Source organism: Aliiroseovarius sp. B-4 (genome assembly GCF_056857795.1).
In genome coordinates this window covers 139,203-157,883 of the sequence record NZ_JBSXNV010000026.1, presented here as the reverse complement: position 1 = coordinate 157,883, position 18,681 = coordinate 139,203, and the positions used below count along the sequence as shown (strand labels likewise).

General features: G+C 57.9%; 17 protein-coding genes. 13 read left to right on the top strand and 4 right to left on the bottom strand.

The features are described from left to right. Together AC13C8_RS02465 and AC13C8_RS02460 are read right to left on the bottom strand one after the other, a co-directional pair. A partial coding sequence (locus AC13C8_RS02465) for a right-handed parallel beta-helix repeat-containing protein (protein ID WP_482846318.1) occupies window positions 1-1,313 on the bottom strand: 1,313 nt, incomplete at its 3' end. A gap of 422 nt (window positions 1,314-1,735) precedes the next feature. Next, window positions 1,736-3,148, bottom strand: a complete 1,413-nt coding sequence (locus tag AC13C8_RS02460) for an oligosaccharide flippase family protein (protein WP_091433726.1) — start codon at window positions 3,146-3,148, stop codon at window positions 1,736-1,738. 597 nt (window positions 3,149-3,745) lie between these two features. On the opposite strand from AC13C8_RS02460, the gene AC13C8_RS02455 reads away from it, so the two are divergent. From AC13C8_RS02455 to AC13C8_RS02395, 13 genes are all read left to right on the top strand, one after another. Next, window positions 3,746-4,921: a polysaccharide pyruvyl transferase family protein gene (locus AC13C8_RS02455; protein ID WP_482846317.1), complete on the top strand. Its 1,176-nt coding sequence runs from the start codon at window positions 3,746-3,748 to the stop codon at window positions 4,919-4,921. Between the two features lie 262 nt (window positions 4,922-5,183). Then, window positions 5,184-6,860 carry a cytochrome D1 domain-containing protein gene (locus AC13C8_RS02450; protein ID WP_482846316.1) on the top strand — a complete coding sequence of 559 codons (1,677 nt, stop codon included), beginning with the start codon at window positions 5,184-5,186 and terminating at the stop codon, window positions 6,858-6,860. A 104-nt stretch (window positions 6,861-6,964) separates the two neighbouring features. Beyond that, window positions 6,965-8,794 (top strand): NapC/NirT family cytochrome c, encoded by a 1,830-nt coding sequence (locus tag AC13C8_RS02445; protein WP_482846315.1) that lies wholly within the window; start codon window positions 6,965-6,967, stop codon window positions 8,792-8,794. A 65-nt stretch (window positions 8,795-8,859) separates the two neighbouring features. Then, window positions 8,860-9,276 carry a cupredoxin domain-containing protein gene (locus AC13C8_RS02440; protein ID WP_482846314.1) on the top strand — a complete coding sequence of 139 codons (417 nt, stop codon included), beginning with the start codon at window positions 8,860-8,862 and terminating at the stop codon, window positions 9,274-9,276. Between the two features lie 233 nt (window positions 9,277-9,509). Next, complete coding sequence (gene cobA / locus AC13C8_RS02435) at window positions 9,510-10,274, top strand: uroporphyrinogen-III C-methyltransferase (RefSeq protein WP_482846313.1); 765 nt, start codon at window positions 9,510-9,512, stop codon at window positions 10,272-10,274. Beyond that, window positions 10,267-10,572 carry a c-type cytochrome gene (locus AC13C8_RS02430; protein ID WP_482846312.1) on the top strand — a complete coding sequence of 102 codons (306 nt, stop codon included), beginning with the start codon at window positions 10,267-10,269 and terminating at the stop codon, window positions 10,570-10,572. Before cobA ends, AC13C8_RS02430 begins: the two co-directional genes overlap by 8 nt. Beyond that, complete coding sequence (locus AC13C8_RS02425; RefSeq protein ID WP_482846311.1) at window positions 10,569-11,720, top strand: cytochrome D1 domain-containing protein; 1,152 nt, start codon at window positions 10,569-10,571, stop codon at window positions 11,718-11,720. The genes AC13C8_RS02430 and AC13C8_RS02425 overlap by 4 nt, the downstream gene beginning before the upstream one ends. A gap of 3 nt (window positions 11,721-11,723) precedes the next feature. Beyond that, window positions 11,724-12,722 (top strand): siroheme decarboxylase subunit beta, encoded by a 999-nt coding sequence (ahbB, locus tag AC13C8_RS02420; RefSeq protein ID WP_482846310.1) that lies wholly within the window; start codon window positions 11,724-11,726, stop codon window positions 12,720-12,722. Continuing rightward, window positions 12,719-13,171: an Lrp/AsnC family transcriptional regulator gene (locus AC13C8_RS02415; protein ID WP_091433709.1), complete on the top strand. Its 453-nt coding sequence runs from the start codon at window positions 12,719-12,721 to the stop codon at window positions 13,169-13,171. The genes ahbB (AC13C8_RS02420) and AC13C8_RS02415 overlap by 4 nt, the downstream gene beginning before the upstream one ends. Then, window positions 13,168-13,656 (top strand): siroheme decarboxylase subunit beta, encoded by a 489-nt coding sequence (ahbB, locus tag AC13C8_RS02410; RefSeq protein ID WP_482846309.1) that lies wholly within the window; start codon window positions 13,168-13,170, stop codon window positions 13,654-13,656. The genes AC13C8_RS02415 and ahbB (AC13C8_RS02410) overlap by 4 nt, the downstream gene beginning before the upstream one ends. Window position 13,657: 1 nt before the next feature. Next, window positions 13,658-14,872: a heme d1 biosynthesis radical SAM protein NirJ gene (nirJ, locus tag AC13C8_RS02405; protein ID WP_482846308.1), complete on the top strand. Its 1,215-nt coding sequence runs from the start codon at window positions 13,658-13,660 to the stop codon at window positions 14,870-14,872. Beyond that, window positions 14,847-16,409, top strand: coding sequence for a cytochrome D1 domain-containing protein (locus tag AC13C8_RS02400; RefSeq protein ID WP_482846307.1), 1,563 nt, complete (start codon window positions 14,847-14,849; stop codon window positions 16,407-16,409). The genes nirJ and AC13C8_RS02400 overlap by 26 nt, the downstream gene beginning before the upstream one ends. Before the next feature lie 145 nt (window positions 16,410-16,554). Continuing rightward, window positions 16,555-17,265, top strand: a complete 711-nt coding sequence (locus AC13C8_RS02395; RefSeq protein ID WP_482846306.1) for a CbiX/SirB N-terminal domain-containing protein — start codon at window positions 16,555-16,557, stop codon at window positions 17,263-17,265. A 4-nt stretch (window positions 17,266-17,269) separates the two neighbouring features. On the opposite strand, the gene AC13C8_RS02390 is transcribed toward AC13C8_RS02395, so the two are convergent. Further along, a complete protein-coding gene (locus AC13C8_RS02390) occupies window positions 17,270-17,773 on the bottom strand; it encodes a DUF2478 domain-containing protein (protein ID WP_482846305.1) in 504 nt (167 codons plus the stop codon). Next, window positions 17,770-18,681, bottom strand: coding sequence for a ubiquinone anaerobic biosynthesis protein UbiV (ubiV, locus tag AC13C8_RS02385; RefSeq protein WP_482846304.1), 912 nt, complete (start codon window positions 18,679-18,681; stop codon window positions 17,770-17,772). The genes AC13C8_RS02390 and ubiV overlap by 4 nt, the downstream gene beginning before the upstream one ends.

The following is an 18,681-nucleotide window of genomic DNA, read 5'->3' as shown; positions in this document are numbered from 1 at the left end:
GCTTCTCCTGCTGCCTGAGCCGCCGCTTCTTCTTCTGCCTGAGCCGCCGCTTCTGCTGCTGCCTGAGCCGCTGCTTCTGCTGCTGCCTGAGCGGCCGCTTCTGCTGCTGCCTGAGCCGCTGCATCATCTGCGGCATCTGAGTTATTGTTTGACGAAGAACTCGACGCGTAATCAGGTACGGCAGGTCCCTGCGAGCTCGCATCTATCGAGTTGTTGCTGATTTCCCAACCGTTAGGAACATCATCAATACCTTTGTCCGTCTGGGTATCGAAAATGCGATCGTCGCTGCGTTCGGCATAGCCTTCAGAACCGAAGAACTGGTTGCCCTTTATCGAAACGTCGTCGCTTTCTGGATTCACGCGGATCGTTGGAACCCGCATCAGTGAGCGATCACCATATGTATCGAAATGATATGCGTTTGCGGAATCGTCCAGATTGGGCTCGGCAGAGATCAGCACGTTGTCCTTGATGGTCAGACCATTGGATTCACCGGTGGTGATTCCGTGCAGGTGAGAGTTCCTGATATAGTTTCCTTCGATCACGAAGTCCTGATAGAACATTTCTTCGCCAGCGCGGCCGTTGTCGACTTCTTCATTGCGAATGAAGATCGACTGGGCCCAGCTTCCTTCGCCGATATCCAAAATGTTGTCCCGAATGGTCACATTGGTGCTGGGGACGTCTGTTCCGTTGGTCCAGAACTGAATGAAGTCGCGGTGATCGCCCGGATCCGATGAGCCGGTGAAATCGTGGATGTAGTTGCCTTCGATCAGAACGTTTTGGACCGCTGCGAAGTCCAAACCGTCGGATCGCATGGAATGCACGTTGTTGTTCAGGACCTTGATGTCCGAACTATCAGTGACGATAAGCCCGCGGTGCCACAGAGAAAACTCTGTGCTTTCAACGGTTACACCGGTACTTTCCTTGACGTTCAGGCCTTGTGCCGTTCCAAGATTTTCGCTTCCTGCAACATCACCACGGAACTCAGAGTTCTTGATTGTGACGTTTTCACTTTTCGTTACCAGGAACGGTTTCGTATATTTGGTGTCGCCCGAACTATACTCATAGTCGAACAGGATTCCGTCAAATGTGATGTTTTCGACTTGGCCCAGCTTCATCGATGAGAAGACCGCAGGATCATTGGAGTTCCCTGATCTGATCACGATCTCCGAAGAGTATTTCACGTTGAAATCGGTCTTGGAGTCCAATCCCAAGTGACCGTAGTCACCGGAAGCCAATACGATCTCATCGCCACCATTCGCTTTGCTAAGCGCGTCTTTTAGTTCGGCTGCATTGCTAACATTGAAGACTGCCATTCATTTTCTCCTGCAAATCTCGGTTTCCCGCGTGTCACTACGCAGGCGAATTGATAAAAGCACCCCGAAGGTGAACATTCCTTCGCTATGCGGCAGATTAGCGCCGAGATTGTGGCAGGTAAGTGGTTTTTCGCTCAGCCCGAAGATGAAATCCGTAGAATTGGGGCCGTATCCTGCGACCCTGCGGACATCCAACACCGTCCAAAAACCACAAGACATATTGCGCGGACCGGATTCCGAATCTGGCCCTGGCATCCTATGGTCAGGATCGAGCAGCCAACGGTTCAGCCGCGCTGTCAACGCTGCTCTGCGCCAAGAGCGCTTAGCTCCTCGCGACGATATGCACGCAATGATCTGAATGGCCCTTGGCTGACAATGCGCGACATAGGTAGAAAGTTTTTGTCGATACGGCGTCTGCCAGACTACCCTAAGACCTTTTTCAGAAAGTGCTCCCGGACATATCGGTGAAGATCACGCATTGTCATGAAAGAAGCGGTCGAGAATAGAAGCAATGCAATCGCGGAAATAACTGAAGAAGATTGCCCATCACCGAACGGCTGCCACGAAAAAACGGCGACAACAAACAGAACCGCAATCGCGCACATCGCCGACACAATGGATTTGCGCAAGGGCAATCCTATTCGATATCGCAGCAAGACCATGGACGCGAGATAACCCAGAAACTCGCCAACAATCGCAAGCCATACGATGACCTCAAGACTGTAACCACGTGTTGCCAGGTACCACGCGGGGATCAGCAGTGCCGCCCGAATGGCATTCGATATCATCGCGTTTTCCGTCTTGGCTTGTGAAACCGCCACGACAGACGCGCCTGTCTTAAAACCGCGCAAGGCCTGCAATATAGCCAACCATGTCAGAAACGGGATGAGGTTACTGTACTTGTCGCCCAGCAGGATATTCACGACTGGTGCCCCAAGAAGGACAAACCCCAACACCAGGACAAGGCTAAAGCACAAACTCGCCTCCAGCGACACTCTGGCGAGGTGGCGAAATTCTTTCGGAGATTCCTTCACGGCAGAGAGTTGTGGAAGCATAAAGGACTGCAAGCTCTTCGAGAACAGCAACGTGGGGGTCAATGTCAGCGTCATACCCATCGCAAAGATCGCCAGCGACTCTAACCCGAGTTCGCTGCCAACGATCAATTTCTCGCCCTGAAAAATAGCCAGCAACAGAATGTTGTTTATCAACAGCGGCCATCCGAACAACAACGCGCGCCGAACGATGGTGCCATCCAAAGCCAGTCTATATGTCCGGGTTGCCGTCAGGTGAGAAACAATCATCAGGGCAAAACCCTGAACCACCACAGAATACAGCATTACCCGGTAGTCGCCAAGAACCTGATACAGCGGCCAGATTATCAGAACCGCAAGAAGCGCGGGTCCAGACGTGCTGATCACAGAGGGCAGGAAAACCATACTGCGGTGCATTCTGTAGATGTCAAAGTGGATGAAACCACGCAGAACTGGCACCACAGCCAAAACTTGGTATGCCCAGGCGACCTCTGGGATACCCAGAAGATTTGCAATCGGGTGAGAAATGAAAAAAAGCACCGCGCCTGATATGACGCTTCGCAGAAGGTGAAACCCTTGAAGTCCGGCCTGAAGAGCGGGGTCATCTCCTTCACGGTCTTGCACAATCAACGACTGCAAGCCCAACGTCGACATCATCTCAACGATGGCCATGCTGATGGCAAATGTAGCTGCAATCCCATAGTCTTCAACGCTGACCAACCGCGCCACAAGTAAGTTTCGTGCAAACAATAAAATTGATGTGGAAGCATTGCCAGACAAAATAAGAAGGGCAGACCTAAACATATGACAATATCCTAGCGCTCAAATTGGAGTCGAACCGGCACAATCTGCATCCCGCCCAAAGCCTTTGTTCAATCATCTTGCTGGGCAGTCAAGCTCTGACAAGAAAGCCGCATGGCGACACTTCTGGGCCAGGCTCCATGCTTTCGTAACATTCAAACTTGCGGTAGAAAGTGAGAGCATGGTCAACAGTGTTACGCACAAACAGAAGAATGGGCGCACGCTTTCAGATGCAAGTCTATTGAGTAATGATCGAACCATTTTTACCGGCCGGCGATCCTATGGGTGAAGGTGCGGGTTGTATCCGGACCGCCCCGGCGTTCATGAAGCGCCTTCCCTACTCTGCGTCCGGACTGCATCTATTCCAAAATCTGCCCCCGGAACTGCGTGTTTGGTGCCAGACTTGCGAGCCCACGGGAAGAGTGACTGTTTCCCATGGCGCCCTTCCAGAAGATCTCGTTCTTTGCAGTTTTGGCACAGTATGCAGCGGTGAATTTTCGGGATATCGCGGAGCGGGAAAACCGTGCTATAGACCCAACAGGCGCCAAGATAAATAGCGTCGTGGAAGGCGCGAGCAGGTAATTTCAGGCAGGTTTTTTGATGATTAATGTTGTCCTCACGTTCCACGGAGCACGCAATGACAACCTTGGTGTCGGCGCTCTTACTGCGTCGGAAGTAGAGATTCTTCGGGGAATTGCCAAACGAACCGGCATCGATGTGCAAATAACAGTCATCGATGCTTTAGGAACGCGAGAAGCCTATATAACCGGCCCGGACATCACGGTCGAGAATGTTCGTGTGCTGCGCCAACCTCACAAGGTTCTGCGTTTGATGCGTCAGGCAGATTTGGTGATCGATATCGGTGCAGGCGACAGCTTTACCGATATTTATGGGCGCAGGCGGCTTAATGTCCTTTTCATACTAAAATATATTGCTCATATCACACGGTGTCCTTTGGTGACCGCGCCGCAAACAATTGGTCCATTCACCAAACCCGTTTCAAGGTTTCTTGCAAAAGGCTCGTTACGTAGATCCGCCATTGTTGCGACACGCGACAGGCTTTCCACTCAATGCGCGCGTGAACTGGGGATAAATGGCTCGATCATCGAGGCATCGGATGTTGCTCTGCGCTTGCCCTACACCGAAACATCCAAGGCCGAGGGCGGCCCGGTCAAAGTGGGAATTAACGTATCGGGCCTGCTGATGAGCGGCGGCTACACAGGCAAGAACATGTTTGGTCTGCATATCGATTACCGAAAGCTCATCACAGATATTATCGAACGATTTATCAATCACAAAATTGACTGCGAACTGCATTTGGTTCCACACGTTATTTCCGCAGTAAAAGGAAGTGTGGAAGACGACCTTCATGCCTGCAATGAACTTGCAAAGACATACCCGTCAGCGAAGGTAGCGCCCGAATTCCGGTCTCCAAGTGAAGCAAAATCTTATATTTCGGGTTTGGATTTTTTCATGGGCGCCCGAATGCACAGTTGCATCGCTGCGTTTTCGTCCGGTGTGCCCGTTGTGCCAATGGCATACAGCCGAAAATTTGCAGGATTGTTTGACAGCTTGGGGTACCATTACACAGTCGACTGCACCTCGGACGCCAGTGAAACCATCATCGAAGATATATTCAGTGCGTTTGAGAACAGGTCACTGGTTGCAAATGAAATGGCACAGGCGTTCGAGTTGGGGCAACAAAAGCTTCTGGCCTATGAAAAAGCACTTGAAGATCTGATTTGCACACTCTCTGCTCGACAAGAACTTCGATAGCCTGATCCAAAGAATTCAGGGGCACCCAATCAGTTTGATTGCCAAATCTGTCGGCTCGGTAACAAATTCATTTGCTAACTGACACGCAGCAAACCGGTCTTGTTCGACAAACTTGAACCGTGACCAAAACATAAAGAGCTGACTTCCCAGACACTTAACAAAGCTGCTCTCGTTTTCGTGAACTTCGTTGACATATATCAAGACGCGTTTTGTCCAGAACCGTCATCTTCTTCTTGCCTCACCAAGCAAACGGAGAGTGATCATGTCACTTGGAACCACCCAAAAGAAAATCCGCAGTTCGCTAGGGATCGGCTTTGCCATGATGCTCAGCAGCGTTGCAATGCCGGCTTTTGCCCAAGAGCCGACGTTGAGCGATGAAGCATTCGAAGCTTCCAAGCAACTATATTTTGAACAATGTGCCGGCTGTCATGGCGTGCTTCGCAAAGGTGCGACAGGGAAGAACCTGGAACCCCAATGGAAGAATACAGCTGCTGACGGCACAGTGACCGAAGGCGGCACGCTGAAACTCGGACAAGAACGTCTTGAGAAAATCATTCAGTGGGGCACCGAAGGCGGTATGAACAACTTCTCGGACATCATGACCGAGGAACAGATCAAAGACATGGCGACCTATATCCAGATGGATCCGCCCAAGCCGCCGGAAATGTCGCTGGCGCAGATGAAAGAGACCCGCAAGGTCTATGTCGAAGAAGCCGACTATCCGACCGAGCCGCTGCACGGGCGCAACTGGGAAAACTTCTTCGTCGTCATCGAACGTGATGCCGGTAAAGTGGCTGTCATCGACGGCGACACCAAAGAAGTTCTGACCCACATCCCGACCGGCTATGCCGTGCACGTGATCAAAGCATCAGAGAAAAGCGAAATCTCTGAACCGGAAAACCCTGGCCGGTTCTGGTACACTATGGGCCGTGACGGCAAGATGACCAAGATCGACCTGTGGCAAACACCGGACAAGATGCTGGTTTCCGAAGTCAAGATCGCCTACGACGCCCGCGACGTGGCGGTATCCGGTGACGGCAAATACGTGATCGGTGGTGGTTACTGGCCCCCGCACTTCGTGATTGCGGATGCGAAAACGCTGGAACCGCTGAAGGTCGTTTCGACACGCGGCGTGAACATCGATGGTGATTATGTTGAAGAGGCCCGTGTGGCCGCGATCTATAACACACCCAATGAACCGACATGGCTGGTTGCCGTGAAGGAGTTGGGACAGATGTGGCAGGTCGATTACTCCGACCTCGACAATCTTCGCATCGACAAGATCGACAGCGCCAAGTTCCTGCACGACGGGTTCTTTGACCCGACAGGTCGCTACTTCCAGATCGCGGCGAACGCCTCGAACAAAATGGTTGTCGTAGACACCAAGGAACGCAAGCTGGAAGCCATGATCGACGTTGCCGCCCTGCCGCACCCCGGCCCCGGCGCCAACTGGGAAGATCCGAACTGTGGCCCGGTTGCAGGCACCACCCACTTGGGTGTCGGCACCGTGACGGTTTGGGGCAACGACCCCGAAGGTCGCCCGGATGACGCCTGGAAAACCTGTTACGAAGTTGAAACCGACGGCCCTGGCCTGTTTGTCCGGACCCACCCGAACTCCAAGTATGTATGGGCGGACCAGACCAAACACCCCGATCCTGAAGTTCAGCAATCTGTTCAGGTCATCTCGAAAGAGACCGGCGAAATCGTGAAAACGATTCAGGTGACAGATACGGAGGGCAACGCCGCTGTGCACTTCGAGTTCAACGCAGACGGCACCGAAGTCTGGGTCTCGAACTGGAACCTCGCAGATTCGCTTGAGCCAAATGGCGAGATCGTGATCTACGACGCCGAAACGCTGGAAGAAAAAGCCCGCGTGAAAGGTCTCTATGCCCCGACCGGCAAATTCAACGTCTATAACCGGTCGAACCACGTCACCTGACGGTGAGTTGAAACGAACCCAGGGGGGCGGGCACAGCGCCCGCCCCTTTTCTGATAAGCAGGTCTGAACACGGACCATACACGAAGCCAGAACGGAGCCTGGACATGCCCCAGACCAACGGTAGCGACCCGAAAAAGCCAATCTGGCGGCGGTATTTCCTGTGGGGAATGCCGCTTGCCGGGATTCTAGGCGTCTTTGTCGCCGGTATCATCTTCTGGGGTGGTTTCAATACCGCCATGGAAGCCACAAACACCAAGGAATTCTGTATTTCCTGCCACGAAATGGAAGATTTCGTCTATCAGGAATACCAGGGCACGATTCACGACGTGAACCGCTCGGGCGTGGGCGCGGTGTGTTCCGACTGTCACGTGCCGAAGGACTGGACCCACAAGATGATCCGCAAGATCAAAGCTTCGAAAGAGCTTTGGGGCAAGATGATCGGGACCATCAACACCGAAGAGAAGTTCGAAGCCAAACGACTCAAACTGGCAATGAACGAATGGGAAAGGATGAAAAACTCCGATAGCCGGGAATGCCGAAACTGTCACGACTTCCAGTCGATGATGCCGGAATTCCAGGCCCCGCGCGCCCGTCAGCAACACCTGAACGCGATGGAAACCGGGCAGACCTGTATCGACTGCCACAAAGGCATCGCCCACTCGGATCTACGCGACCGCGCCGAAGAGGGGTATCTGGAAGCGCTGGAAGCGCCGAACCCGAAATTCATACGTGAAGTGCCGCAGGCCTATCTGGACAGCCTTGCCCGAATAGAAGCGACGGAAGCCGAGGAAGAAACCGCCCGCAAGGCCGAGGCCGAAGCCGCCCGCGCCCGTGTAACAGCCGCCGTCGAAGCCGCTCGTGCAGATGAACGCGCCAAGGTTGAAGCCGAAATGTCAGGCTCTGCCACGGACGGATCGGCAGGCGGTGACGCGGGTGCATCCGACGGTGCAAGTGCTGGTGGCACGGTTGGGGCGAATGTCGATTGGGACGCTGTCGCATCGTCTGACCTGACGCTGTTCTATCCGGGCCAGGCCTCGTTCGAATGGGTGCAAAACGGTCGCAATCACGGCGGCGCACGTCCGCTGACCAAAGGCGGCGACCAGTGTTCCACCTGTCACGCGAAGGAACTGGAAACCATCGGCAACAAGATTGTCACCGGTTCGGATGAAGGCGGGCTTGAGCCGACCCCCATCCCCGGCAAACGCGGCACGATCGCCGCCACCTTGAAGGCCGCATATGACGACGAGAACGTCTATTTCCGCCTGCAATGGATGAATGCCGAACACAACCCCGTTCCGTTTGTGGACGGTGGCAAGATGGACCCGGACAACCAGATCAAGGTTGGTATGATGATCACCGGAACAGGGATCGAGATGGGTGAGCAAGTGGGCTGCTGGGCAAGCTGTCACGCTGACAACACCTATATGCCCTTCGATCCGGGTGCGGACGCGATAGCCGCCAGCGGCGACATCGCCACGCAGCTTCAGGCCGAACAAACCATCACCAAGTATCTGGCTGAAAGCCGCACAGAGATCGAGCTGAAAGGCCGCGGCGACAAACCGTTGGGTGGATGGGACAAGGTGAAAGATCCCGCCGAGATCGATCAGCTCTTGGCCGATGGCACTTTCCTGGACCTGATGCGCGTCTATGCGGATGGTTCCTCTGAAAACGGCTATCTGCTGGAACGCCGCGTGGTGAACGACGGCGATATGGCCGCCGAAGCCAACCTGGGTGCCGATGGCATGTGGACCGTCACGTTCTCGCGGCCCTTGATGGGTGGCGAAGGCGATGTCGCTCTGGAAGCTGGCAAGACCTACACGGTCGGCTTTGCGATCCATGACGACTATGCGGCGGCACGTTTCCACCATGTGACGCTGGACACCAGCCTTGCACTGGACAATCCAGAAGCCACGATTAACGTGGTCAAACAATAAGAACTGCGCTGCGGCTGCCTCAACCAGCCGCAGCGTCTTTCCCCGAGGTTCAGAAAGGAACGCTTATGAAACGCTCTGTTCATGCACTTGCCCTGTCCTCTGCCGCCGTGCTTTCCACGGCGTTTCCCGTTTTCGCAGATGAAGACAAAACCGAGCTTTGTGCCGAAGCCGAAGACCGATATGTCGAACTGTTTGGCGCCCCTTCTTCCGAGGCCGAAGGCGTGACCATCGTCAAGATGTACAAGTATAACTTCTGCCCCGGCGATCTGTCCGTGCCCGTCGGCACGACCGTGCGCTGGGTCAATGTCGACAAGCGCACCAGCCACAGTGTGATTCTGCCTGACCAACCCGAAAGCGACCGCGCCTTCCCCGAAGAAACCGTCGAATTCACCTTTCTGACCACCGGCGATCAGCAATATCTTTGTGGTCCACATTGGGAAACGCAAAAAATGATCGGTATGGTCACTGTGACCGACGAGTAGTCGGCACAACCCACTGATTGTTTTATACCTTTTTTGACATGAAAAAGGGCGCGGTTAATTGGCTGCGCCTTAACTTAGATCAAGGAAGCAGATCGCCGGACGGGCCATTTTAGCCTTACAAACCGGCCCAAGCCTCACCCGCTGGCGATGTCTGTCTTCTGGCGCATGTTCGATGCTGTCACGCTCCTCGGGTATCTGGCTTCCAGCCATCCATAGGACGAGCGAGACACGATATGACCGGCAAAATCTATCTGATTGGCGCAGGACCCGGAGACCCCGAGCTGATGACCATGAAAGCCATCCGTATGCTGAACGAGGCTGACGTGGTGGTTTACGACCGGCTGGTGTCCGATGACATCGTCGCGATGGCCCCGCCCGATGCACAGATGATTTTCGTCGGCAAAGCCTCGAAATGTCATACGGTGCCGCAAAACCGGATCAACGAGATTCTGGTCGAAAAGGCGCGCGCTGGCCTGACCGTGGCGCGTCTGAAGGGGGGCGACCCGCTGATCTTCGGGCGCGGCTCGGAAGAGGCGGGCTATGCCGTCTCGCAAGGGGTCGAAGTCCAATACGCCCCCGGCATCACCGCAGCCCAGGGTGCGTCCAGTGTGACCGGCGTGCCGCTGACCCATCGGGGTCTGGCCACCGGCGTGCAATATGTCACCGGCCACCGACAGGCGGATGGCGTGCTGGATCTTGACTGGAAATGTCTGGCGAACCCCGACACGACGCTTGTCGTATATATGGGCGTGGCCAATATCGGCCAGATCGCCGTGGGCCTGATGACCGAAGGCCTGCCGGGCAACACGCCTGTCCTGGCAATCTCGCGCGCGTCAACACCTGACGAGGCGCGCATGATCTCGACCCTCGATCACGTGGCACAGGATGCCCGGCGCGCCGGGCTGAAGCCCCCCACACTGTTCATCATCGGCAAGGTCGTGTCGCTTTATGACGCTGCCCGGTTCGATCCCGCGCAAGAGCTCGCCGCCCATGCGTAGCCTTCTGGCCCTTCTTCTTCTGTCAGGCGTTGCCCATGCGGGCGAAGCGCCGATTGACCCCGTCGCCCTGACGCGTCTGGTGCAACAGGATTGCGGATCGTGTCATGGGTTGACCCTGAAAGGCGGGTTGGGGCCGGACATCCGCCCCGAGACCATCGAGCATTATGACCCGGAGGTTCTGCAATCGGTGATCCTCGACGGCATCCCCGACACCGCCATGCCCCCTTGGCGCCCGCTGATTTCCGAGGCCGAGGCCGCATGGATCGCTGACTATCTTCTGAAAGGCGACACCGAATGAAAACGCTGATTTCCGCCCTTGCGCTGGCCACCACCCTTGGCACTGCGGCGCTTTCCGACACCATTGCCACGGGCGATCTGGGGCTGGTGATCGAACGGGCCAAAGGTTCGGTCCTGCTGGTCGATCAATCCGACCGCGCATCGCTGGCCCGCATCGAAGGCCTGGGCGATCTGTCCCATGCCTCGCTGGTCTATTCGCCCGATGAACGGTTCGCCTATGTGTTTGGCCGTGACGGCGGGCTGACCAAGGTCGATATCGTCGAACGCAAGATCGCCAACCGCGTGGTGCAGGGCGGCAACTCGATCGGCGGGGCAATTTCTGACGACGGCAAATTGGTCGCCGTGTCAAACTATGAACCCGGCGGCGTCCGTGTCTTTGACGCCGATACGCTGGAACTGGTCGCGGACATTCCCACGGGGTCGAAAACCATCGGGCTTGTCGACATCCCTGGCCGCCGCTTCGTGTTCACCATGTGGGACACGGGCGAAACATGGATTGCCGATATGTCAAACGGCAACGAGCCTGAGATCACCAAGATCGCCGACATGGGCAAAAACCCCTATGACGCGCTGGTCACAGGCAATGGTCGCACCTACATCACCGGTCTGTTTGGCGAAGATGGTCTGACCGCGTTGGACCTGTGGGAGGATAATCCCGAACCGATCCGCGTCATGCCGAACTATGGTCGCGGACAGGAGGATATGCCGGTCTATAAAATGCCCCACCTTGAAGGCTGGGCGCTGACCGGGTCCGAATTCGTGCTGCCCGCCGTGGGCCACCACGAGGTTCTGTGGATCGACGCCCAGACGCTAAAGGAAACCGGCCGCACCAAGACCTATTCCCAACCCGTTTTCGCCATGGCGCGCCCCGATGGCCGTCAGGTCTGGGTCAATTTCGCCCACCCGATGAACGACACCATTCAGGTGATCGACACGGTAACGAAAGAGGTGATCCACCAATTCAAACCCGGCCCTGCCGTGCTGCATATGGAATTCACACCGCGCGGCCACGAAATCTGGATCAGCGTGCGCGACGAAAACAAGGTCAAGGTCTACGACACGCAAACCTTCGAGCTGCTGCGCGAGATTGAGGCTGACAGCCCCTCGGGTATTTTCTTCACCGCGCGCGCGCACCGGACGGGACTGTAGGTCATGAGAGAGGTCGCCGATCCCATTGACCGCGCCCTGCTGGACGATTGGCAGCGCGACTTCCCCGTGATCCCGCGCCCATTTGCGCATTTGGCAAACACGCTTTGCACCAGCGAAATTGACGTGCTGAACCGCTTGGCGGACATGCAGGAAAACGGCACCATCACGCGGGTTGGCGCGACCTGTGCGCCGAACACGCTGTCTGCCTCCACGCTCGCCGCCGTCGCCGCGCCCGAAACCCGCATAGAAGAGGTCGCGGCGATCATCAACGAAGACCCCGGCGTGAACCATTCATACGAGCGTGAGGACCAGTGGAACATCTGGTTCGTCGCCACCGGGCCGGATCGGGACGCGGTGAACGCCTCGCTTGATCGTATTTCTCAACGCACCGGGCTGCGGGTGATCGACCTGCGCTTGGTGCAACCCTTCAACATCGACCTTGGCTTCAAGATGGCGGGACAAGACACGCCGGTCATGCACGCCACCCCACGGGCGCTGGATCTGTCCGCGATCCGCGACGGCGACAAGACCCTGATGAACATCCTGACCAAAGGTATGCCCCTGGTTCCCGCCCCCTATGCCGTGATTGCCGATCAACTTGGCCAGAGCGAAGCTCAGGTTCTGTCGCGCGTCACTGCCTTGACCGAGGCCGGCGTGTTGTCGCGTCTGGGTGTCATCGTGCGCCACCGAAAGCTGGGCTGGACGTCGAACGCCATGGTTGTCTGGCACGTGGCCAAAGACGACATTCCTGAAGCAGGCACCCAACTGGCCGCCCTGCCCGGTGTCACACTGTGCTATGAACGCCGCCCGGTCGCGGATGTCTGGCCCTATCGCCTGTATTGCATGATCCACGCCCAATCGCGCGAGGCTGCAATAGCGGTGCTGGAGAAAGCCCGCGCCCTGCCCGCACTGGAAAACATCAAGCACAAGGTCCTGTTTTCCACCCGCTGCTTCCGCCAAACCGGCGCGATGATCGCGAAAGAAAAGGAGGCCGCCGAATGACCGCCCTTGACGATATCGACCGCGCACTGGTCAACGCCCTGCAAGACGACCTGCCGTTGGATCACCGCCCCTTCGCGCCCTTGGCCGAGAAACTTGGGTTGACGGAACAGGCTCTGCTGGACCGTGTCTGCGCCCTGCGCACCTCCGGCGTCCTGACCCGCTTCGGCCCGTTCTTTGACGCCGCCGCCATGGGCGGGGCGTTCTGCCTGTGCGCCATGAATGTGCCCGCCGACCGGTTTGACGCAGTGTGCGACCAAGTGAACGCGCACCCGGAAGTGGCCCACAACTATGAACGCACCCACAAGCTGAACATGTGGTTCGTGCTGGCTTGCGAAACACCCGAAGGCATCGCCGACATCGCCGACCAGATCGAGGATGAAACCGGCCTGCCCGTGTTCCGCTTCCCGAAACTTCAGGAATTCTTCATCGGCTTCAGGGTGGCGGCATGAGCATTGACGCAACAGACCGCGCGATCATCGAAGCGCTGCAATCCGGCCTGCCGCTGGTCCCTGCCCCCTACGCCGAAGTGGCCAAGAAACTGGGGCTGGCGGAGTCCGACCTGACCGCCCGCCTTGCCGCGATGAAGGAAAGCGGCGTCATCCGCCGTATCGCCGCAGCGCCAAACCATTACAAACTGGGCATGACCGCCAATGGCATGACCGTTTGGGATGTGGATGACGCGGTGCTGGCCGAAGTCGGCCCCAAGATCGGCGCGCTGCCCTTCGTCACCCACAGCTATGAACGCCCGCGCGCGCTGCCCGACTGGCCCTATAACCTGTTTGCCATGGTCCACGGATCATCGCGCGACGAGGTCGAGGAAAAGCGCCAGCAGATCGTCGAGCTTCTGGGCGATGCGCTGCGCGGCTCGGACACGCTTTATTCCACTCGCATTCTGAAAAAGACGGGGCTTCGGCTTCGCAAGAAAGGGGACTGATATGTTCCGCCTGACCGAATACATGCACCAACTTGCCAAACCCACCCCCGTGCGCCAGCGCCGGGGCGACGGGATGTTGAAACCCGTGGTGATCTGGAACCTGACGCGCCGCTGCAACCTGAAATGCCGTCACTGCTACACGGTGTCGGCAGACGTGAATTTCCCCGGCGAACTGTCTGAAGCGCAAGCGATGGACACGTTGGAGGACCTCGGCCAATTCAAGGTTCCCGCGATCATCCTGTCAGGCGGCGAGCCGCTGGACAGCCCCTATCTGTTCCCACTGGCAAAGCGCGCCCGCAAGCTGACACGCGTTCTGGCCCTGTCCACCAACGGCACCAAGATCCATGGCGAGACCGCCGATCAGGTGGCCGAGATCGGGTTCAACTATGTCGGCATCTCGATCGACGGGATTGGCGAAACCAACGACTGGTTCCGCGGCGTGGATGGTGCCTTTGACGATGCCGTGCGCGGTGTGCGCGAGCTGAAAAAGCGTGACGTTCGCGTTGGCCTGCGCTTTTGCCTGACCGAAGGCACGCAGCACCATCTGCCCGATCTTCTGAAACTCTGCGATGACGAAGGGGTTGATAAATTCTACCTGTCCCACCTTGTCTATGCCGGTCGCGGCGACAAGAACCGGGGCGAAGATGCGCACCATTTGATGACCCGCAAGGGCATGGATATGCTGATCGACCGCGCGTGGGAAAGCGCGTCGGGCGGGCGGCAGTTGGACATTGTCACCGGCAACAATGATGCCGATGCCGGCTATTTCCTGCAATGGGCGGCCGAGAATTTTGACGCCGAGAAAGTCGCCCAGCTGCGCGAACATCTTGTGGCCTGGGGCGGCAACTCCTCGGGCATGGGGGTCGCCAATATCGACTTTCTGGGCAAGGTTCACCCCGACACATATTGGTCCGACTACACCGTCGGCAATGTGAAGGACACGCCGTTTTCCCAACTGTGGACCGGCGATGACCCGATGCTTGCCACCCTGCGCACCCGGCCCCGCCCGCTGAAAGGTCGGTGTGGCGCCTGCGCGATCAAGGATGTCTGCGGCGGCAACACCCGCATCCGCGCGTTGCAGGTGACGGGCGATCCGTGGGCCGAAGATCCGGCCTGCTATCTGACGAATGACGAAATCGGCGTGACCGATGCCGACCGGCTTGAAGTCACCCCCTTCCGAGGCAAAAGCAATGACCCGAAACACCAGTTTTTCTAAAGCTCTTGCGCTGGCGGCAGCCCTGACCGCCCTGCCTTTCGCGGCAAGCGCCGATCCGGCGCAGGATTATCAAGACTATTGCGCCGAATGCCACGCCGATAACCGGCTGGGTGCGCAAGGCCCGGCCTTGATTCCCGAAACACTGGCCCGAATGCGCGGCCCGAAGATCGAGGCGGTAATCCGCGATGGCCGCGTCACCACCCAGATGCCCGCCTATGGCGAAGAGCTGTCGGGTGAACAAATTGCCGAACTCGCCGCCTATCTGAAAACGCCGCTGGATGTCATTCCGCCTTGGACTGAACCCGAGATCATGGCCAGCCGCGTGATGGATGAAGATTACGCGCCGGTGGGTGCGCCGGTCTGGCCGTCGGACCCGATGAACATCACGCTGGTGGTGGAAACGGGCGATCACCACGTCTCGGTCCTGGATGGCGACACGTTCGAGGTTCTGGACCGGTTCGAAACCCCCTTTGCCGTGCATGGCGGACCCAAGTTCACCCCCGACGGCAAGTTCGTGTTCATCATGTCGCGCGATGGCTGGGTGCAGAAATACGACATCTACGCCCTGAAACAGGTGGGCCGCGTGCGGGCCGGTCTGAACAGCCGAAACATTGCCATGTCAGGCGATGGGAAATGGCTGGCGGTGGCGAACTACCTGCCCAACACGCTGACCATCCTGTCCACCGATGATTTGTCGGTCGCCGAGGTGCACGAGGTTGTGGGCAAGGACGGCACGCCCAGCCGGGTGTCGGCCGTCTATCAGGCCCCACCGCGCGAAAGTTTCGTGCTGGCGCTGAAAGACGTGCCGGAAATCTGGGAAGTGTCCTATAGCGACAACCCCGACATGGGATTGTTTGCTGCGGGCTTCACCCATGATTGGCGCATCGAAGGCCCGACCAAGCAGGACACACCCTTCCCGATCCGCAAGATCACCACGCCCGATTATCTGGACGATTTCTTCTTCGATCAGAAATACGAACATATCATGGGCGCCTCCCGCAAAGGCGAAGACGGGTTGGTTATCGACCTTGTGATTGGCCAGAAAGTGGCCGACCTGGACTTGCCGGGGATGCCTCACCTTGGATCCGGCATTACATGGGACTGGAATGACACCAAGGTCATGGCGACCCCGCACCTGAAAGAAGGCGTGGTGTCGGTGATCGACATGAACAGCTGGAAAACCGTCAAGCGGATCACCACCGAAGGGCCGGGCTTCTTCATGCGCAGCCACAAGAATTCGCCTTACGTCTGGGCCGATGTGTTCTTTGGTCCCAACAAGGACAAGATTCATATCATCGACAAACAATCGCTTGAGATCGTGCGCACCCTGCAACCCGTGCCGGGCGCAACGGTCGCACATGTCGAGTTTACCAAGGATGGCAGCCGCGCACTGGTGTCCGTCTGGGAAGACGATGGCGAAGTTCTGGTTTATGACGCCAAAACGCTTGAGATCGTGAAACGCTTGCCGATGCGCAAGCCTTCGGGCAAATACAACGTCTGGAACAAGATCACCTTCGAAGAAGGCACCAGCCACTAAAGCGTTTCGAGTTATACTTGAGACACGAAGATACCTCGAAACGCTCGCACAACTCGTTTGTCGCAGGCGTTTTGACAAAAGCAGATGAACCAGGTTGTTGTGGAAACGCCTTAACCGCGCGCCAGCTTTCAAAAGGAGCCAGCCATTGGACCATATCGACGCCCTGATCGTCTCGCACGGGCAACCGTCATTGCCCGACCCGGCCGAAGCCGCGTTGGCGGATTATGTCACAAAGGTGCAAGCCCATATGCCCGACCTGCGGCTGGGATCGGCCACACTGGCCAGGCCCGGCAGCCTTGAGGCGCAGCTTGGCAAGATGGCCCCCGAAGCGGTGGTCTATCCGCTGTTCATGTCCGACGGCTGGTTCGTGCGCACCTGTCTGGCCGGACGGCTTGGCGACGCACCTTACGCTGTGATGACGCCATTTGGCATGGACCCGGCCCTGCCCGGTCTGGCCGCCGCTGGCCTGCGGGCCGAGGGCTGGAACGATGGCGATCCGCTGTTGCTGGTCGCGCATGGGTCGGGAAGCGGACGTCACGCCCCCGCGCGCGCCACCTTTGATTTTGCAGACCTGCTGGCCGCGGCTTTATCCGACGCCGCGATCTCGGTGGGCTTTTTGGAACAATCCCCGACCATCCCCGAGGTCGCGAAAGCCCTGCCAGACAACATCCTGTGCCTGCCCTTCTTCGCGATGGAGGGCGACCATGTGCGCGAGGACGTGCACGAGGAACTGGGCGCTTGCGCCTTCAAAGGCCGCCTGTTGCCGGTGATCAGCCAATTGCCCGGCGTGGACGCGATGGTTGCCGCTGCGATCAGCGCAGAATTGACCGGCGCGCGCAAAGCGGCATCGGCCTGACAGGTCAGCCGCGCACCCACGTCAGGATCGCATCGGGGTCGGCGGGCAGGGTTTCGGCCATATCGCCGACAAACTCGGCAAAGCCTTTGCGGCTGGCCTCCCCCCCGCCAAGCCCGACCAAGACCGGAATGTCCTGCTCCAATGCGGCCGCGATGGCGGCGCGAAACCCGCGCCCTTCGGCCTCTTCCGGGCCAAACTTGTTCAGGATGAAGGCGTCGGCCTCATTGACGCTGGCCTGATCGACGGCGGCCACGGCTTCGGCTATCGCCTCGGGGTTCAGACGGCATCCTTCGGACCCAGCGCCCAAGGATTGCGTGATGCGAATGGTGCGATTGTCCGCCAGCACCCGCACGTCCATATCGCAATGATGCGACCCTGCGGGCTGGTCCTGCAAGACTTTCACGATTCCGTTCAGCACAAAGCCTTCGGCTTCCAGGGTGGCGGCGGCCTCGGCGATCAGGCGGTCGGTTTCGCCCCGCCCGTCTGCGGTGATACACGCAATCCTCATGCGGGTTCTCCTTCTTTGGCACGCGACCAATCGGCACCGCGTGCACCGGTCAAAAATCCATCCGACAGACGCATACCGCCCGACAGGGTTTCCAGTTTTTCAGACAATGCGGCTGCGTCCAGCGTCCCGTCAATCCGGTCGCGCCACGCCTGACAGACGCGCAGAAAATCACCGGTTTGCGGTGACAGTCGCAGCGCATTCACGCCGGCTTTGTCCAACACCTCCAACTGATTGGCCATACTGGCGCAACTGTCCGACAGGGTTTGCACGCCGTTCATTGCCAGGAATGGTTGGTCTTCCAAGGTGCGCGCCGACAGCCCATCGGGGTCATCCTCGCAGGCAAACTGGCAATTGTCCTTGGTGCGTTTGTGCAGCCGGGCGTGATAGCAACGGCCCGAGATCGCCAGCGGCAAACGGCCATGCCCCCACACTTCGATCGCCAGGCCGCGCGCCGCGCCCTCAGCCGCCAGCGCGGTGACAGATGCCAACGGCAATTCCGGCGGCAGGCAAATGCGCGTGGCCCCACGATCGGCGAGCCATGCCAGCGTGCCTTCGTTATAGACATTGACCAAAGGCCCGACCGAGAACGGCACGTCCTTGGGCAGATAGGCCAGCGTGGTCAGGTCGTTCACCTCGACCTCGACACCTGCATCGACAAGTTCGGCGGTCAGTTTACGTTCGCGTTTCAACGTCACAAGGGCAAGCGAGGTCACGGCAACCTCTTTCCCCGCCTCCAGCAGCGTTTCAATCGCGCCCGGCATGCGGTCCTGGTAGAATGGCAAGCGTTTCGAGCACACAAGCTCGCCCAGCACAACGCGGTCCACGGGGGCGGCGGCCATCTGGTCGTAAAACGCGCTCCACGCGTCTGCTTTCCAGAAAAACTGGTTTGGTCCGACGGTCAACTGCAT

What these genes read in the sequence shown, in the direction of transcription:
- nirJ (WP_482846308.1), top strand. Translation starts at nt 13,658, where the DNA reads ATGTTCCGCCTGACCGAATACATGCACCAACTTGCCAAACCCACCCCC.
- AC13C8_RS02430 (WP_482846312.1), top strand. Translation starts at nt 10,267, where the DNA reads ATGCGTAGCCTTCTGGCCCTTCTTCTTCTGTCAGGCGTTGCCCATGCG.
- AC13C8_RS02415 (WP_091433709.1), top strand. Translation starts at nt 12,719, where the DNA reads ATGACCGCCCTTGACGATATCGACCGCGCACTGGTCAACGCCCTGCAA.
- AC13C8_RS02460 (WP_091433726.1), bottom strand. Translation starts at nt 3,148, where the DNA reads ATGTTTAGGTCTGCCCTTCTTATTTTGTCTGGCAATGCTTCCACATCA.
- AC13C8_RS02390 (WP_482846305.1), bottom strand. Translation starts at nt 17,773, where the DNA reads ATGAGGATTGCGTGTATCACCGCAGACGGGCGGGGCGAAACCGACCGC.
- AC13C8_RS02425 (WP_482846311.1), top strand. Translation starts at nt 10,569, where the DNA reads ATGAAAACGCTGATTTCCGCCCTTGCGCTGGCCACCACCCTTGGCACT.
- AC13C8_RS02455 (WP_482846317.1), top strand. Translation starts at nt 3,746, where the DNA reads ATGATTAATGTTGTCCTCACGTTCCACGGAGCACGCAATGACAACCTT.
- AC13C8_RS02450 (WP_482846316.1), top strand. Translation starts at nt 5,184, where the DNA reads ATGTCACTTGGAACCACCCAAAAGAAAATCCGCAGTTCGCTAGGGATC.
- ubiV (WP_482846304.1), bottom strand. Translation starts at nt 18,681, where the DNA reads ATGCAGTTGACCGTCGGACCAAACCAGTTTTTCTGGAAAGCAGACGCG.
- AC13C8_RS02445 (WP_482846315.1), top strand. Translation starts at nt 6,965, where the DNA reads ATGCCCCAGACCAACGGTAGCGACCCGAAAAAGCCAATCTGGCGGCGG.
- AC13C8_RS02440 (WP_482846314.1), top strand. Translation starts at nt 8,860, where the DNA reads ATGAAACGCTCTGTTCATGCACTTGCCCTGTCCTCTGCCGCCGTGCTT.
- ahbB (WP_482846310.1), top strand. Translation starts at nt 11,724, where the DNA reads ATGAGAGAGGTCGCCGATCCCATTGACCGCGCCCTGCTGGACGATTGG.
- AC13C8_RS02400 (WP_482846307.1), top strand. Translation starts at nt 14,847, where the DNA reads ATGACCCGAAACACCAGTTTTTCTAAAGCTCTTGCGCTGGCGGCAGCC.
- ahbB (WP_482846309.1), top strand. Translation starts at nt 13,168, where the DNA reads ATGAGCATTGACGCAACAGACCGCGCGATCATCGAAGCGCTGCAATCC.
- cobA (WP_482846313.1), top strand. Translation starts at nt 9,510, where the DNA reads ATGACCGGCAAAATCTATCTGATTGGCGCAGGACCCGGAGACCCCGAG.